Genomic DNA, 14,987 nt, shown 5'->3' with positions numbered 1-14,987 from the left:
CCCCTTGCCGATCTCCCCCCTTGTGGGGGAGATGCCCGGCAGGGCAGAGGGGGGTAGTGCTGGCGCTGACCTCACCCCTCATAGCTATGCCCCGCCTTCAATCCCTCACGCACGCGATGCGCAATTGCCAGAAATTCCGGCGTCTCCCTGATCTCAAGCGGCCTTTCCCTTGGCAGCGTGGATTCGATGATATCCGTCACGCGGCCGGGCCGTGGTGACATCACGACGATCTTGGTCGAGAGATAAACGGCTTCCGGGATGGAATGGGTGACGAAGCAGATGGTCTTGCCGGTCGTATCCCATAGTTTTAGTAGCTGTTCGTTCAGATGGTCGCGGACGATCTCGTCCAGCGCGCCGAAGGGTTCGTCCATCAGCAGCAGGTCGGCATCGAAGGCCAGCGCTCGGGCGATGGAGGCGCGCTGCTGCATGCCGCCGGAAAGCTGCCATGGGTATTTCTTGCTGAAACCGCTGAGATTGACGAGATCGAGCGTGCGGTCGATGCGCTCCCTCTGTTCGGCCTTCGTATAGCCCATGATTTCGAGCGGCAGCGCAATGTTCTTTTCGATGGTCCGCCACGGATAGAGTGCGGCGGCCTGAAAGACATAGCCGTACGACCGGTCCTTGCGGGCGTTTTCCGGCGTGGTGCCATTGACGGTGATATCGCCGGATGTGTGCTTTTCTAGATCGGCAATCACCCGCAGGAACGTGGTCTTACCGCAGCCGGAAGGGCCGATGAAGGAGACGAACTCGCCCTTGCCCACTTCCAGATCGACATTGGAAAGCGCGTGCACCGGGCCATCGCCGGTTTCGAAGGTGAGGCCGAGATTTCTGGCGGAAACGACGGAATAGGACGAGGCTTGGTTCATCGTGGCTTGTTTCCACTTTCCGTCAGGGCTGCGCGTGCCAGCGGCAGCATACGTGTTTCCGTGAGTTTGGCGATCGGCAGATTGGAGGCCGCATCCAGATCGAGCCAGCGCACCTCCTCTATCTCGGCCTGCGGGGTAACGTCGATATTCAGTTGGGCGACGAAGGCATGGGCCACGACCTCCGCCCCTGTCTCATTGGCGGCCTCCTCCCGAAAGATGCCCTCGTATCGCGCGGCATTTTCAGGAAGCGTGAGGCCGATTTCCTCGGCAAGTTCACGGTGAAGCGCCTGCTCAGGCGTTTCACCCGGATCGATCTTGCCGCCCGGCTGCATGAATTGCGTGGTGCCGCGCTTGCGCACGACAAGCATTTGCCGCCGCGCATTCAGGAGAACGGCGGCAGCGATGACGATTTCGCGTTTCGGATCGGTGCTCAAGGTCATACACCCGATGCCGGAATGCCGCTGCGTTCTACCTTGCGTGGCGCGACGAGCTCTTTCCATGTGGACAGCGCCTTGCTGACGGCGGGATAGGGATCACGGGCGACGAACGTGCCGTGACCTTCCTGCGTCTTGACTGTGCTTTCCTCGATGCTGACGATGCCGCGCGACAGGGTGAAGCGCGGCAGGCCCTTGACCTTCTGTCCTTCGAACACGTTGTAGTCGATGGCCGATTGCTGGTTTTCCGCGCGGATGGTCTTTTCCCGCGCCGGATCCCAGACGACGAGATCGGCATCGCTGCCGACGAGGATCGCGCCCTTTTTCGGATAGATGTTGAGGATTTTCGCAATGTTGGTGGAGGTGACGGCGACGAATTCGTTCATCGTCAGCCGACCGGTCGCCACGCCATGGGTCCAGAGCAGCGGCATGCGATCTTCCAGCCCGCCGGTGCCATTGGGGATCTTGCGGAAATCACCGAGGCCGAAGCGTTTCTGGTCGGTGGTGAAGGCGCAATGGTCGGTCGCCACGCATTGCAGCGAGCCGGAGGCGAGACCCGCCCAGAGGCTATCCTGATGCTGGCGGTTGCGGAAGGGTGGCGACATGACCCGGCGGGCAGCATGGTCCCAGTCGGCATTGGCATATTCGCTTTCGTCGAGGATCAGGTGCTGGATCAGCGGTTCGCCATAAACGCGCATGCCGTTCTGACGCGCACGGCGGATGGCTTCATGTGCCTGCTCGCAGGATGTATGAACGACATAAAGCGGCGCACCGGCCATATCGGCGATGATGATGGCGCGGTTGGTGGCCTCACCTTCGACGGAGGGCGGCCGGGAATAGGCATGCGCTTCCGGCCCGACATTGCCTTCCGCCATCAGCTTTTCCTGCATCTGCGCGACGATATCGCCGTTTTCCGCATGAACGAAGGGAATGGCGCCAAGCTCGGCGCAACGCGAGAAGGAGGCGAACATCTCGTCGTCATTCACCATCAACGCGCCCTTGTAGGCCATGAAGTGCTTGAACGAATTGATGCCCTTTTCCTGAACCACAGTCTTCATCTCGTTGAAGACCTGCTCGCCCCACCAGGTAACGGCCATGTGGAAGGAATAATCGCAGTTGGCGCGCGTTGCCTTGTTGTCCCATCTTTGCAGGGCGTCGAGCAGCGACTGGCCGGGATCGGGCAGACAAAAATCCACCACCATGGTCGTGCCGCCGGCAAGGGCGGCACGCGTGCCACTCTCGAAATCATCGGCGGAATAGGTGCCCATGAAGGGCATTTCCAGATGCACATGCGGATCGATGCCGCCGGGCATGACGTAACATCCCGTGGCATCGAGCACTGTGCCGCCGGTCAGATCGGGTCCGATCTCTGTGATCTTGCCGCCTTCGATTTTAACATCGGCCTTATAGGTCAGGTCGGCGGTGACGATGGTGCCGTTCTTGATAATGGTGGCGGTCATTGCACGATCTCCGCAGTTTCCAGCACCGCATGCAGCAGCACGTCGCAGCCCGCGGCGGCCCATTCGGAGGAGATGTCTTCGGCTTCGTTGTGGGAAAGACCGTCCACGCAGGGGCAGAAGATCATGGTGGAGGGTGCAACCCTTGCCGTCCAGCAAGCATCATGGCCGGCGCCGGAAATGATGTCCATATGGCTGTAGCCCAGCTTTTCGGCAGCAGCGCGCACGCGGCCCACCAGCACCGAATCGAAGGTGACGGGATCGAAATGGCCGATGGCCTCGATTGAGCAGCCGACGCCGAGTTCTTCGGCGATAACGGGCACCTCGCGTTCGAAGATGGCGCGCATGTTGTCGAGTTTCGCCTGCGAGGGGGTTCTGAGGTCGATGGTGAAAACCACCTTGCCGGGCAGCACATTGCGGGAATTGGGCGTAAAGATCATCTGGCCGACGCCGGCGACAGCGCCCGGCTGGTGGGCCATCGCCACTTCCTGCACCTTTTCGAGGATGCGGGCGGCGGCGAGGCCAGCATTGACGCGCATGGCCATCGGCGTCGAGCCGGTATGCGCCTCCTTGCCTGTCAGCGTCACTTCCAGCCACCACAGGCCCTGACCATGGGTAACGACGCCGATCTGCTTGCCTTCCGCCTCGAGGATCGGTCCCTGTTCGATATGATATTCGAAATAGGCGTGCATCTTGCGGGCGCCCACCTCTTCCTCACCCAGCCAGCCGATGCGCTTCAGCTCGTCGCCATAGGTCTTGCCGTCGGTATCGGTGCGGCTATAGGCGTAATCGAGATCGTGAATGCCGGCGAAGACGCCGGAAGCCAGCATGGCCGGGGCAAAGCGCGCGCCTTCCTCATTGGACCAGTTGGTAACGACAACAGGGTGTTTCGTCTTTATGTTGAGATCGTTCAGGCTTCGCACGACTTCCAGTCCAGCCAGCACGCCGAGAACGCCATCGAACTTGCCGCCGGTTGGCTGGGTGTCGAGATGGCTGCCGATATAGACCGGCAGTGCATCCGGGTCCTCGCCGGGGCGGGTGGCGAACATCGTGCCCATCTTGTCGACGCCCATCGTGAGGCCGGCCGCTTCGCACCAGCGCTTGAACAGGCTGCGGCCTTCAGCATCTTCATCCGTCAGCGTGCGGCGATTATTGCCGCCGGCAATGCCGGGGCCGATTTTCGCCATGTCCATCAGACTGTCCCACAGACGGTCGCCATTGACCGTCAAGTTCTTACCCGCTGCCATGAAGTGTCGTCCTCACCTGTTTTGTTTTTATCGAAGCAAAGCTTGTGCCGTTCCCGTTTTTGCCGGTTAAGATAACAGCCATTGCCTTGTGATGGCGATGGTGGATAAATTGACCGGCTGGTAAACATTGCAAATTCGCCATGACGTCAGCAAGGGATTTTCGTGACGAATCGCACTAATTTTGCCTAAACTGTACGCGGCGATTATTTTTTAAGCATACTGTAGCGGCAATTGCACCGAAAAGAAACACAGAGAGCAGAGTATGGCCATACCGCGCGCAGCGAAAACACAGAAGCGGACCCGCATTCAGGAAGAAAAGCAGGAAGCGATTCTTGAGGCCGCGCTGAGTGTGTTTTCCACCAACGGCTTTCGCGGTTCCACCATCGACCAGATTGCCGAGGCGGCCGGCATGTCGAAACCGAACGTACTTTATTATTTCCGCACCAAGGAGGCGATGCATCGCGCGTTGATCGAGCGGGTGCTGGATACCTGGCTGGATCCGCTCAGGGCTTTTGATGCCGAGGGCAATCCTGAAAGCGAAATCCGCTCCTATATTCGCCGCAAGCTGGAAATGTCGCGCGATTTTCCGCGCGAGAGCCGCCTGTTTGCCAATGAAATCCTCCAGGGCGCGCCACATATCGAGGATGAGCTGAAGGGTCCGCTGAAGCAACTGGTGGATGAAAAGGCAGAGGTAATCCGCGTCTGGATCAAGGCCGGGCGGATGGCGAAATGCGATCCCTATCACCTGATTTTCTCTATCTGGTCGACCACGCAGCACTATGCGGATTTCGACGTGCAGGTGCGGGCCGTGCTGGGCGACAAGAACGGTGGCGAAGGCCGGTTTGAGGATGCAGCCCGGCACCTGGAGCAGCTTTTCATGGGTGGATTGAAGATCAACAACTGATCTGGTGAGGTTATCGCGAATATGTGATCGATTCTTTATGTCAAAACATGAGGAAAATTATCACCTTTATACTTTACTCCAAAACTCATCTTTATTATGGTGCCGGCATCCCGAACGTCGGGGCATGAAAAAATTCAACCGGCAGGTGAGGGAATGGCACGCAAGGAAAAGAAGAAAGCCGAACGCGGCGGCAAGCAGGGCAAGGGCGCGCCTCAACCTGAAAAGGATGTGGCTGAACAGCAGCTTTCCGGTCCGAAGAGCTTTCTTTATGTTGGCGGCCGTGACTGTCAGGTTGCCCATCTTCGCCAGATCGCCAGCAATTTCGGCGCCGAGCTTATCCATCACGATGGCGGATTGCGTGAGGCGGTCTCGCGTATCGACACTGTTCTTCCCTCCGTCGACTGCGTTTTCTGCCCGATCGACTGTATCAGCCACGATGCGTGTCTGCGGGTGAAGTCCGGTTGCAAGAAATTCGGCAAGACGTTCATTCCGCTGCGCAATGGCAGCAAATCCAGTCTGGAGCGAGCGCTGCAGACGATGAATGAACGGACCTTAAACGATGAGCGACGAGCGCAATAATTTCAAGGATGCAGAGCAGGCGGTGACTGAGGCCTGCCGCGTGGAGCTTCACAAGATGGCCGACCACGGCGCCGATCCGGCCCTGACGGAGATGTATGAAGTCGTCGGCGAACGCGAGCGGCGCAACCGCGCCGCAGCTGACGGCGGCAATGTGCTGGCTTTTCCCTATCTGCGCACCCGCCAGCCGGGCGAAAAGCCGTTCTTCGAGATCGGTGACGCGGCTCAACGTGGCGGCAACATCCTGTCGTTTCGCTGGAAACGGCGTTGATGCCGATTTAGCCCCTCGGCTTCAAAAATGCACCGGCGCAGAGCACCAGCCATCCCGCGATCATGCCGAGGCCACCCAAGGGAGCCGCGTAGGGAAACAGGCTGTGACCGGAAAAATGTCTGGTGACGAGATCACCAACAAAAACCGCCGTGCCGAAGCCAAGAATCAGCCCTGCCGGAATGGCGGTTCTGATGCGGTCCGCGCCGATATGCAGTGCCACAAGCACTGGCGCATGGGCGAGCGCCATGGCCGAGGCGTTGCCAAGCATATAGGTTTCGCCGGTATGGGTGGCGGCGGCGGCAAGCATGACGCCGGCAGCACCCAAAAGGCTGCCCAGCAGCAAAATCAAGGCGCGCAATCTTTCCGTCGTCATGGGTTATTCGCTTCCTGATTTTGCATGTGAAAGGCCAGCCGCTCCACCGGTCCCCAGATGATGTCCCGGAGCTTTGGGTTGTCGATGGTCTCGTCCATCGCGCGGCGAAAGCAGAGCAGCCATTCGTCCCGCTCGGCGGGTCCGATAGGGGCCACGAAATGACGCCTGCGCAACATCGGGTGGCCGTGTTTTTCGACATAGACCGGCGGTCCGCCAAGATATCCGGTCAGATAATCGTAGAACTTGCTTTCGCTACCGGAAAGATCGGCTGGATGGATGGCGCGGCAATGCACCGCCTCCGGCAGGGTGTCCATCAATTCGTAGAAGCGCCGGGTCAGTGCTCTGACTGTGGCATCGCCGCCGATCGCTTCATAAAGGGTAATGGTCTCGCCGCTCACATCCCGCCTCCTTGAACCCTGCGGCCCTTATCGCTTTCCGGAGCAGGAAGAGCAACAGGCAAAGACGGGATGCGACATTTGCGACACTGGGACATTCATGTGACCGTCCGCTTTAAGCGTTCGGCGCCATCCACTCATCCAAAGTTGCGGATGAGATCGAGGCCCCTGCTCAGCAGCGTTTCGGCTTCGTCCTGATTGGCGGCCTCGACGTAGCAGCGCATTTCCGGAGCATTGCCGGACGGGCGGAAATGGATGGTGCTGCCGTCTGTCAGCGCCACGCGCAGGCCGTCAATGTCGCTCAGCGCCTTGACCGTGCCCACGGGGGCGAGGAAGGTTTCGAGATTATCCCGCGAGGCGCGCAGATGCGTCATCAGGGCAGCGCTCTTTTCCTGTGCGAAGTTTTCCAGACGATCCGCAGCCGCGACCGGCAGGTTATAGGCGGCGGCAATCTGCGATAGCGGCTTTTTCTGCTCGGCGGAGAGAAGCAATACGGCGAGGATGGGCAGAAAGCTGTCCCGCGTCGGCAGGGGCGATAGCGGTTTGCCGTTCAATGTGAAGGTGGAGGCTGTCAGAAGGCCGCCATTGGCCTCGAACCCCATGACGCCGTTGTTTCCTTCGGCAAGGGCCTGTGCCATGCCGGCGATCACGAAAGGCGAACCGACCCTGGTGCGGATGACCTTGAACGAACCGCTCGCCTCAATGCCGGAATTGGAGGTGACGGGGGTGACGACTACGCCGGCATCGAGAAAATTCGCTGTGATCAATCCGATCAGGTCGCCGCGCAGCGGCACGCCGTTTTCATCGGCAAGCAGGGGCCGGTCGCCGTCACCATCGGCGGAAACGATGGCATCGAGGCCGTGTTCCGGCGCCCATTTTTTGAGAAGCGCCAGCGTTTCAGGGGAGACCGCCTCGGTATCGACCGGAATGAAGGTCTCGGAACGGCCGAGCGACACAACTTCGGCGCCATAGTGGGCGAGAACGTCGACGAAGAGATCGCGCGCCACCGTGCTGTGCTGGTAAACGCCGATTTTCAGGCCCGAAAGCGCCTTTTCCGGCAGGAGTGCGGCATTGCGCTCATAAAAGAGCTCGGCTGCAATTGCGGAATGGTCGTCCGCCGTTGCGGCCTCGTCGTTAATCCCTTCAGCCTCGACTTCGGCTGCGAGTGCGGCGATCGCCGTTTCGTCCTGTTTGTCGATTTCGCCGTCCGGGCGGTAGAACTTGATGCCGTTGCGGTCGGCCGGAATATGCGAACCCGTTATCATCAGCGCGCCGGCCTTGAGGGAAAGTCCATAAAGCGCCAGTGCCGGTGTCGGGACCGTGCCGCAATCGAGCGGTGTGAGGCCGGCCTTTTTCAGCGCGGCGATACAGGTTGCGGAAACATCCGGGCTCGAATCGCGGAAATCGCGGGCCACGAGAATGGGGTCGCCCGCCTTTGCCTGACCCGATGTGAGAAGGTGCCTTGCAAATGCCGTTGCGTAGACGGCCGAGGCCTTTCCTTTCAGATCGACAGACAGGCCGCGAAGGCCGCTCGTTCCAAATTTCAGGCTCATGCCAAACTCCGTTTCGATAAAATCTTTGAGGTTCAAATGGATAATACAAAAATATAACGCCAGAAAGAACCGTATCGATCCATTCAAGTCAATCATCTCTTTCATGGACGCGGCGAATAGGTGATGATGGCGGGGATGATGCGGGTAACCTAAAATTCACCCGTTATATCTAGACTTGCCGGTTAATAGTGGTTCTGGCGACGATGAAAACCATCTGTTGCAGGCCTTTTTTGTGGTTCGTTCAAGTTGGATTGGCTGATGTACAGGCTTCAAAAGGCGGGACATAAGCAGGCACGTCCGCTGGATGAAAAAGCGGCGCCCGCCGCCAGACCCCACGGTTCCCTGCTGGACGATCTGGTGGATGAGGATGAGGTTTTCGAGCGCACGGTGCTGAAAGAGCATCTTGAGCCGAAGCCGGCGGCTGCCATTGCCGAACCCGCTCCGGCTGAAAAGCCCACAAGGCCGGCCTCGCCAAGCAACAGTCTCGCGGCCACGCTGCCGGGCCTGAAATATATCGACCGGATCGGTGTCGACGAGGTGCTCGGCTGGCTGCGTGCCGGGATCGTCTGGATTGTGCTTGCGATCATTCTCTGCGTCGCCGCTGCACTCGCCTACGCCTATGTGACGCCGCCGCGTTACACCGCCTATACGGATATCGTCGTCAATCCCTCCAACCTGAATGTCGTCAATGACGGGGTGTTTTCGCCCAACCAGCAGCGCGACACCCAGATTCTCGAAGTGGAGAGCAAGCTGCGCACCGTCACGTCGCGCAACGTGCTGGCGCGGGTGGTGGACGAGCTGAAACTGGATGAGGACCCGGAATTCATATCCCCACCGCCTCTTGCGCGGCTGAAAGCATTTTTTTCACCCAAGCCGGAAGATGGTGACAACAAGGTCGGCGCGCTTCGTTCGCTGGGCGAACGGGTTGCGGCGGAACGGGATCCGCGGTCCTTCGTGGTGACGCTTGCGGTCTGGACCAATGATCCGGACAAATCCGTGACAGTCTCGAAGGCGATGGTGAAGGCTTTCGAAAGCGAGTTGTTCCAGACGACCTCCGACAGCAGCCTGCGTATCGTCGATGATCTCAAGAAGCGGCTTGAGGAAATGCGTCAGAACGTGACGGTTGCCGAAAAGCGCGTCGCCGATTTCCGCCGCGAAAACGGCCTGCAGGAGAATAACGGCCAGCTGGTCAGCAATCTGGCGTCCGGCGAGCTGAATGCGCAGGTTCTTGCCGCGCAGCAGCGCGTCATTCAGGAGGAGTCGCGCCTCAAGCAGATGCAGGCGGCGATTGCCCAGAACCGCACCCAGAGCGACGCGATCTTCGACAGCCAGACCATGAACACCATTCGTGCGCAATACAGCACCTTGCAGCAGCAGATTGGGGCGATGACGCTGACCTATGGCGCCCGCCATCCGCGTCTGGCGACTGCCGGGGCGGAACGCGACATGCTGGAACGCGGCATTGCGGATGAGGCGCAGCGGATTTTGCTGGCGGCCAAGACCAATGTCGCCGAGGCCCGCTCCTCGCTTGATGCCCTGCGGCTGAAGGCGGTTGCGGAACGCGCCAATGTCTTTACCGACAATGAGGCGCAGGTGCGGCTGCGCGATCTGGAGCGAGACGCCAACTCAGCTGCCGCGATCTACGAGACCTATCTCAATCGCTCACGTCAGATCGCCGAGCAGCAGACAATCGATTCCACCAATGTGCGGGTGATTTCGCAGCCGGTAGCGCCCAATTCCAGAAGCTGGCCGCCCGGCAAGCTGATCTTCCTGATCGCCGGTGGCGTGGGTGGTCTGTTCCTTGGTCTCGGAATTGCCATCGCACTGGGGCTTTTGGGTTTTCTGCGCCGGACAGACCACGCGGAACGCTACGCCTGAGGGCTGTGACCGCGCGCGCTTATTCCTCGGACATCAGGCCGTCATAGACTTCGAGCAGGGCGGCGGCGATGGCAGCGCCCAGCGCATTACCCGCATCGCGAATGCCTGTCTCGTCGCCGTCACGGACCGAAACGGCAAGATCGGACGCCTCGTTGGCGACGATTTCTTTTGCCCGTTCGATGGCCCAAAGGCCGAAATCGCCGCGGTTGTCGATCGATATGGTTTCCATGGCCGGGACCTTTTCTATGGTGTGGTTTCGTCGTCCCTTAACCCATCAGCCGCAAAACCGGAATAGGTGGAGGAGAGGTTGGGGTGGTCACTCAACCCCCGGGCGTATAATTGTTTGATTCAAGCGTCAGATTTATAAGAATATTAATGATAGTTATTCGTAGTGTTTGAAGCCTTATACCTTAATCCTATGCGTGAATATAACAGTGAAACGATGCCTATCTTGGACACCGGACAGAATATGACAGGGAGAGATGTCCCGCATGCGGAAGGGCCTGGCACACACTGGCCGGTTGTTCCGCTTGCGGCTTTGCCCATCACCGATGCGACCATCGAAGAGACGGCGCAGGATTTTATCCTGCGGGCGGAACGTGAACGCGCGGCCGGCGCAAAGCCGTTCTATTCGACATCGGCGAACGGTCAGGTCATCGCACTCTGTCACCAAGACAAGGAATTCGAAGCCCTGCTGCGGCAGGCGGACCAGATTCATGCCGACGGCATGTCGCTGGTGATCTTTTCCCGCCAGTTCTGCGTAAGGGCGCTGCGGGAACGTGTGGCGACGACGGATCTCGTTCATGCGGTGGCCCGGAGGGCTGAGGCGACCGGCACGCGGTTCTATTTTCTCGGCGGTTCCGAAGAGGTGAACCGCGCGGCAGTCGAGGAAATGCAAAAGCTCTATCCACGGCTTGTCTTTGCCGGTCGGCGCAATGGTTATTTCAGACCCGGCGACGAGGAGGCGATCCTTGCCGATATCGTCGCATCGCAGACCGATATTCTCTGGGTGGGCTTCGGCATACCGCTGGAGCAGCGTTTCGTCGCGCGCAATCTCGACAGGCTTTCCGACATTGCGGTGATCAAGACCTGCGGCGGTCTGTTCGATTTTCTCGCGGGCAAGAACAGCAGGGCGCCACAATGGATGCAGGATATGGGGCTCGAATGGCTCTACAGGGCCATGCTTGAGCCGAGGCGTCTCGGCAAGCGCTACCTGCTGACCAATCCCATCGCCATATATTCGCTGCTGAAGCATCGCTACGGGTTCGGGGCCGGCAAGGTCTGAAATCTGCGCATTCTCATTGATTCTTTACGGAATTGCCCCTGACCGTCCGGCCGGTTCAGGATCGATATCATGTGAGCGGCATCTGCCGGCGCATGCAATCATCATATGGAGTCGCGCTATATGAGGTCGCTCTAACGTATCGGGGTGGAGGTGTCTTTCCGCGGAAAATCGTTGCAAGTGGGCGTAACGGCGGTACACTGAGCGGATATTACATATTTATTCGAATCAGAAATATATTGAGGACAGCGATGGTAATTACGTCCATTTCTCTTTTCGTATATGGGATTGGCACCGTTACTTCTCTTGCCATGACCTATATAGAAGGCGCCCGCCGCGACAAGGATTGGGACTTTTACCGGGTGACCGGTATCATCCTTTGTTTCTTCTGGCCGGTTCTTGTGCCGCTTCTCATTCTTGCAGCCGTTTTTTCGTCATTCGCTTCCCAGAAACGGCATGTGAATGGGATCTCTTTGCGCAGGGAAAAAACCCTGAGCTGAAAAGCTGATATTAACTGCCGGAACGAGCCCGCGTTCAGGCCTTTTTCGCCGGCGCCTTATAGGGCGTGAGCGTAATACCGAGGCTCGCCATGACGCGGCCGATGGACATAAGCGGTGGATGCGTGGCGGGCAGCAGCGCACCGGTTTTCAGGAATGCGGAAACGGCGCGGACCAGTGACAGGCACAGGCTGATGACGTTTTTGGCGGCAAGCAGCAGCCCGCCCTTCAGGCCGGGGCGTCGGGCGCGGTCGATGCTGTAATTGATGATGCCGGTTCGGAGCGAGCGCTCCATGATCCAGCGCGGCGCCATGCGGTTTTCCGGCACATATTCGATGATGAGGGCTTGAGCGTTCCAGGCGAATTTGAAACCCGCCTTTCGGCAACGGGTGAAGAAATCCATGTCGCCGCCGCCGAGGAAGTTGAACCGTACATCGAATTCCGGCTTTTCCAGCGTTTCGAAAACCCGCCTCGAGATCAGGCAATTGCCAGACCCATGGATTTGATCGACTACGCCGGTGGGTGCCTCGATGGAGCCGAACAGCGGGTGTGCCAGAACCGCCTTGGGTGCGGGGGCATCGAATTCGCGATCGACCGGCCCGCCGACGATATCGACGCCGAAGGATTTTGCGGCAGAGACCATTTCAGCGAGCCAGACGGGCGAGGCCGCTTCGTCGTCATCGATCATCAGAAACCACTGCGCGGATGGATAGCTCTGCCGCGCCGTGCGGAATGCCGTGTTGATGGCGTAACAATTGCCCTGCGTCGGCTCGACCAGCGTCTGGCCCATCATTCCGCTCTCGGAGAAAAACGCACGCGCGACGGCCAGCCCCGCCTGGCCCAACCCGTCATTATCGACAACGACGATGGCGAAGGGGAAATCGACCTTCTGGGCTGCCAGCGAGTTCAGCGTCTTCTGCAAACCTGCAGGCCTGCGGAAACTCGGAATGCACACCACCGCTTCCGGCATGATTTCGGACATGGACACTCCTAAATTCCGGCAAGGGCTGCGGCGGAAAACACGACGGCGCGCAGGCTTTGGCGCGGGCGATTGACAAATGTATCGGCAAGCGCCGAAAAGGCCTCGCGATAGCGCCGGGCGCGAAAGGCCTGCGCCACGGTATAGGCATTCATGTGATTTTCGGATTTGCGGCGAAGCCGGCGCAATTCCTGCGGCGCAATGGCGGCGACGATGGCGGGATCGGAAAACACCGCTTCGATCGCCGGTTCGCAATCCCGGAAGGTCAGAAGGCGGTTCATCATCACGCTTGTCCGGTGCACCCGGTAATCCAGCACGTGGCGGCCGGGCAGATAGGCGAAACGGCCGGAGGCAGCCAGCCGGCACCAGCCATACCAGTCTTCCGCGTAACGCAATGTCTCGTCGAAACCGCCAAAATCCTGAAAGATGCGGGTTTTAACCAGCATGATGCCGCCATTGACGATGAAGTTTCCGCCCAAAAGCGGCTGGAGGATGAAACCATCAGGTTTTTCCCGCCGTCTGATGAGGTTGCGCCGTCCGATCTTGGCGCCATTCTCATCAATGCGCTCATAATCGCCGTAGACGGCAACGACATCCGGTCCGGAGATGCCGGCGCATAGGGCGGCGATCGCGCCTGGCTTCACGCGGTCGTCGGCATCGAGAAACATCGTCCATTCACCGCGCGCCTGAGACAGGCCGAAATTGCGCACGGCGGAAACGCCCTGCCGTCCCTGCGGCCGGGCCAGCAGTTTTACGCGGGGATCGGCGAAACTTTGCACCTTTTGCGCCGTTGTGTCGGTGGAGCCGTCATCGACGACGAGCACTTCGCAAACGGTTTTCCCCTGAGACAACACGCTTTCGATCGCTTCCACGATGTAACGCTCGCCGTTGCGAACGGGAATGACAATCGAGACGGAAACCAATATTTTTACTCCATCAGGGGCGGGTCAATAATTCTCACACTGAAGTTACTACCGGATTAAGCCGGCTTGCGCCAATTGTGACGTGGTATAGCGTCAGTTAACCTTGCAAATCTTTAATATCCTTTTGGCATGATCAAGATGTTATGTTTTGAGAATTAGAGCGTCGTGCGGCCATTGGGACGCATCAGCGACGTGCTGACAGTTGTGATATGCGCATCGTCCCTTTCGAAAATCGCTTTCGATTTTCAGGCCGATGCGCCGGGGTTGTGGAGGCGGGCGAATGCGGATCGGGCGGCGGAATTTTCTGGGTGGTGCTGCAAGCGCTGGCCTGTTGCATGCCATGGCCGGGCAGGGCGTTGCCGCGACCAGGAAAACGTCGACAAAGATTGCCCCTTACGGTGCGGCCATCTATCTGCCGGACCTTACCGCCGATAGCCGCATCGGCGAAGCGGTGGTCAAATATTGCTCGCGCATCACACCCGTTACTGAAATGAAATGGGAGGTCATGCGGCCTTCGGCAGACGTTTTCGATTTTGCCGCTGCCGATGCGCTTGCGAACTTCGCGCGCCAGAACAAACTCACCATGCATGGTCATCCGCTTATCTGGTACGCTTCCAACGCGCCCTGGCTTGCCAGCATCGGCAGCGGCTCGAAGGTCGAGAAGTTGATGGAAACCCACATCGTCAAGGTGATGGAACGGTACAAGGACGTGATACACAGCTGGGATGTGGTCAATGAGCCTATCCCCGACGTGCCCGGCAATGTGCGCTCGCGCCGCGACGCCTGGTATTATGGCGCAGGCCCGGACGCCATCAAAAAGGCCTTTGACATCGCCCATTCCGTCGATCCGAAGGCCCAGCTTGTCCTCAACGAATATGATGTGGAATTTGCGGTCGAGAAATCGCCGGCCAAGCGCGCGGCCTTCCGCAATCTCATTCTCGAGTTGCTAGAGAAAGGCGCTCCGATCAACGCTATCGGCCTGCAGGGGCATCTGCGCGGTGGCTGGCCCATTGCGAAAGACGAGCTTGCCGCCTTTACCAAGGAAATGCGCAGTTATGGTCTTGCCGTTCTGGTGACGGAACTGGATGCGATGGACCAGACGCTTCCCGCCCCGGAAGCCGAGCGCGACATGCTGATAAACGGTCAGGTCCGCGATTTTCTCGAAGCGGCGTGCGAAGGCGGCCCGCTTTCCTCCATCACCACATGGGGCATTTCGGACCAATATACCTGGATTCGCTGGGCCTATCCCCGCCGGGATGGCACCGCGAACCGGCCGCTGCCGCTCGACTGGAGCTTCAACGAAAAACCCATGATGGCCGTCATCAATGAATTCCGGAACCGTGGTGCGTAAT

The 14,987-nt window shown here is 59.1% G+C and carries 15 protein-coding genes and 1 pseudogene; 6 read left to right on the top strand and 10 right to left on the bottom strand.

Annotation, left to right across the window (positions count from 1 at the left end; genetic code table 11):
• Positions 1-71 precede the first annotated feature (71 nt).
• Genes AC5SEO_RS11925 through AC5SEO_RS11910 form a run of 4 tightly spaced genes read right to left on the bottom strand, consistent with a single transcriptional unit; the run spans position 72 to position 4,004 of the window.
• Positions 72-866 (bottom strand): ABC transporter ATP-binding protein, encoded by a 795-nt coding sequence (locus AC5SEO_RS11925; RefSeq protein WP_003513873.1) that lies wholly within the window; start codon positions 864-866, stop codon positions 72-74.
• Positions 863-1,306 carry an NUDIX hydrolase gene (locus tag AC5SEO_RS11920; protein WP_019565127.1) on the bottom strand — a complete coding sequence of 148 codons (444 nt, stop codon included), beginning with the start codon at positions 1,304-1,306 and terminating at the stop codon, positions 863-865. Before AC5SEO_RS11920 ends, AC5SEO_RS11925 begins: the two co-directional genes overlap by 4 nt.
• Positions 1,303-2,760: a dihydropyrimidinase gene (hydA, locus tag AC5SEO_RS11915; RefSeq protein ID WP_025594312.1), complete on the bottom strand. Its 1,458-nt coding sequence runs from the start codon at positions 2,758-2,760 to the stop codon at positions 1,303-1,305. The genes AC5SEO_RS11920 and hydA overlap by 4 nt, the downstream gene beginning before the upstream one ends.
• Positions 2,757-4,004, bottom strand: a complete 1,248-nt coding sequence (locus AC5SEO_RS11910) for a Zn-dependent hydrolase (RefSeq protein ID WP_174068582.1) — start codon at positions 4,002-4,004, stop codon at positions 2,757-2,759. Before AC5SEO_RS11910 ends, hydA begins: the two co-directional genes overlap by 4 nt.
• 262 nt (positions 4,005-4,266) lie before the next feature.
• On the opposite strand from AC5SEO_RS11910, the gene AC5SEO_RS11905 reads away from it, so the two are divergent.
• The 3 genes and pseudogenes from AC5SEO_RS11905 to AC5SEO_RS11895 all read left to right on the top strand — a co-directional run bounded on the left by AC5SEO_RS11905 (position 4,267) and on the right by AC5SEO_RS11895 (position 5,755).
• On the top strand, positions 4,267-4,908 hold the full coding sequence (locus AC5SEO_RS11905; protein WP_003513869.1) for a TetR family transcriptional regulator C-terminal domain-containing protein: 642 nt from the start codon (positions 4,267-4,269) through the stop codon (positions 4,906-4,908).
• Between the two features lie 255 nt (positions 4,909-5,163).
• Positions 5,164-5,487: pseudogene (locus AC5SEO_RS11900) on the top strand (DUF2325 domain-containing protein); the annotation flags it as partial.
• Positions 5,468-5,755, top strand: coding sequence for a hypothetical protein (locus tag AC5SEO_RS11895; protein WP_112751968.1), 288 nt, complete (start codon positions 5,468-5,470; stop codon positions 5,753-5,755). The pseudogene AC5SEO_RS11900 and the gene AC5SEO_RS11895, both read left to right, overlap by 20 nt.
• 7 nt (positions 5,756-5,762) lie before the next feature.
• Here AC5SEO_RS11895 and AC5SEO_RS11890 read toward each other — a convergent pair whose 3' ends face one another.
• The 3 genes from AC5SEO_RS11890 to uppO all read right to left on the bottom strand — a co-directional run bounded on the left by AC5SEO_RS11890 (position 5,763) and on the right by uppO (position 8,076).
• The gene (locus tag AC5SEO_RS11890; protein WP_013636697.1) at positions 5,763-6,128 is read right to left on the bottom strand and encodes a DUF423 domain-containing protein; all 366 of its coding nucleotides are present in this window, start codon (positions 6,126-6,128) and stop codon (positions 5,763-5,765) included.
• Positions 6,125-6,526, bottom strand: a complete 402-nt coding sequence (locus tag AC5SEO_RS11885; protein ID WP_174068581.1) for a globin domain-containing protein — start codon at positions 6,524-6,526, stop codon at positions 6,125-6,127. Before AC5SEO_RS11885 ends, AC5SEO_RS11890 begins: the two co-directional genes overlap by 4 nt.
• A 134-nt stretch (positions 6,527-6,660) precedes the next feature.
• Positions 6,661-8,076 carry a polysaccharide biosynthesis phosphomannomutase UppO gene (gene uppO / locus AC5SEO_RS11880; protein ID WP_174068580.1) on the bottom strand — a complete coding sequence of 472 codons (1,416 nt, stop codon included), beginning with the start codon at positions 8,074-8,076 and terminating at the stop codon, positions 6,661-6,663.
• Between the two features lie 258 nt (positions 8,077-8,334).
• On the opposite strand from uppO, the gene uppM reads away from it, so the two are divergent.
• A complete protein-coding gene (gene uppM / locus AC5SEO_RS11875; protein WP_174068579.1) occupies positions 8,335-9,954 on the top strand; it encodes a polysaccharide biosynthesis protein UppM in 1,620 nt (539 codons plus the stop codon).
• A 19-nt stretch (positions 9,955-9,973) separates the two neighbouring features.
• Here uppM and AC5SEO_RS11870 read toward each other — a convergent pair whose 3' ends face one another.
• The gene (locus AC5SEO_RS11870; protein WP_003513853.1) at positions 9,974-10,183 is read right to left on the bottom strand and encodes a hypothetical protein; all 210 of its coding nucleotides are present in this window, start codon (positions 10,181-10,183) and stop codon (positions 9,974-9,976) included.
• A 240-nt stretch (positions 10,184-10,423) separates the two neighbouring features.
• Between AC5SEO_RS11870 and uppL the strand changes: the two genes are divergently transcribed.
• Complete coding sequence (gene uppL, locus AC5SEO_RS11865) at positions 10,424-11,239, top strand: polysaccharide biosynthesis UDP-hexose transferase UppL (RefSeq protein ID WP_034502051.1); 816 nt, start codon at positions 10,424-10,426, stop codon at positions 11,237-11,239.
• A gap of 531 nt (positions 11,240-11,770) precedes the next feature.
• Here the strand turns inward: uppL and uppJ are convergent.
• Complete coding sequence (gene uppJ, locus AC5SEO_RS11860; protein WP_174068578.1) at positions 11,771-12,715, bottom strand: polysaccharide biosynthesis UDP-hexose transferase UppJ; 945 nt, start codon at positions 12,713-12,715, stop codon at positions 11,771-11,773.
• Between the two features lie 8 nt (positions 12,716-12,723).
• The gene (gene uppH / locus AC5SEO_RS11855; protein ID WP_013636689.1) at positions 12,724-13,635 is read right to left on the bottom strand and encodes a polysaccharide biosynthesis endo-1,4-beta-xylanase UppH; all 912 of its coding nucleotides are present in this window, start codon (positions 13,633-13,635) and stop codon (positions 12,724-12,726) included.
• 280 nt (positions 13,636-13,915) lie between these two features.
• On the opposite strand from uppH, the gene uppI reads away from it, so the two are divergent.
• Positions 13,916-14,986: a polysaccharide biosynthesis UDP-hexose transferase UppI gene (gene uppI, locus AC5SEO_RS11850; RefSeq protein ID WP_097100776.1), complete on the top strand. Its 1,071-nt coding sequence runs from the start codon at positions 13,916-13,918 to the stop codon at positions 14,984-14,986.
• Position 14,987 lies beyond the last annotated feature (1 nt).

The sequence above is a fragment of the Agrobacterium sp. K11 genome (assembly GCF_059429395.1).
Note: the sequence above shows the minus strand (reverse complement) of the source record. Positions and strands in the feature narration are given on the sequence as shown.

Excerpts from the sequence above, each read along its gene's own strand:
- uppJ (WP_174068578.1), bottom strand. The coding sequence starts at position 12,715 with ATGTCCGAAATCATGCCGGAAGCGGTGGTGTGCATTCCGAGTTTCCGC.
- uppI (WP_097100776.1), top strand. The coding sequence starts at position 13,916 with ATGCGGATCGGGCGGCGGAATTTTCTGGGTGGTGCTGCAAGCGCTGGC.
- AC5SEO_RS11895 (WP_112751968.1), top strand. The coding sequence starts at position 5,468 with ATGAGCGACGAGCGCAATAATTTCAAGGATGCAGAGCAGGCGGTGACT.
- AC5SEO_RS11870 (WP_003513853.1), bottom strand. The coding sequence starts at position 10,183 with ATGGAAACCATATCGATCGACAACCGCGGCGATTTCGGCCTTTGGGCC.
- AC5SEO_RS11890 (WP_013636697.1), bottom strand. The coding sequence starts at position 6,128 with ATGACGACGGAAAGATTGCGCGCCTTGATTTTGCTGCTGGGCAGCCTT.
- uppM (WP_174068579.1), top strand. The coding sequence starts at position 8,335 with ATGTACAGGCTTCAAAAGGCGGGACATAAGCAGGCACGTCCGCTGGAT.
- uppO (WP_174068580.1), bottom strand. The coding sequence starts at position 8,076 with ATGAGCCTGAAATTTGGAACGAGCGGCCTTCGCGGCCTGTCTGTCGAT.
- uppL (WP_034502051.1), top strand. The coding sequence starts at position 10,424 with ATGACAGGGAGAGATGTCCCGCATGCGGAAGGGCCTGGCACACACTGG.
- hydA (WP_025594312.1), bottom strand. The coding sequence starts at position 2,760 with ATGACCGCCACCATTATCAAGAACGGCACCATCGTCACCGCCGACCTG.
- AC5SEO_RS11920 (WP_019565127.1), bottom strand. The coding sequence starts at position 1,306 with ATGACCTTGAGCACCGATCCGAAACGCGAAATCGTCATCGCTGCCGCC.
- AC5SEO_RS11910 (WP_174068582.1), bottom strand. The coding sequence starts at position 4,004 with ATGGCAGCGGGTAAGAACTTGACGGTCAATGGCGACCGTCTGTGGGAC.
- AC5SEO_RS11925 (WP_003513873.1), bottom strand. The coding sequence starts at position 866 with ATGAACCAAGCCTCGTCCTATTCCGTCGTTTCCGCCAGAAATCTCGGC.
- AC5SEO_RS11905 (WP_003513869.1), top strand. The coding sequence starts at position 4,267 with ATGGCCATACCGCGCGCAGCGAAAACACAGAAGCGGACCCGCATTCAG.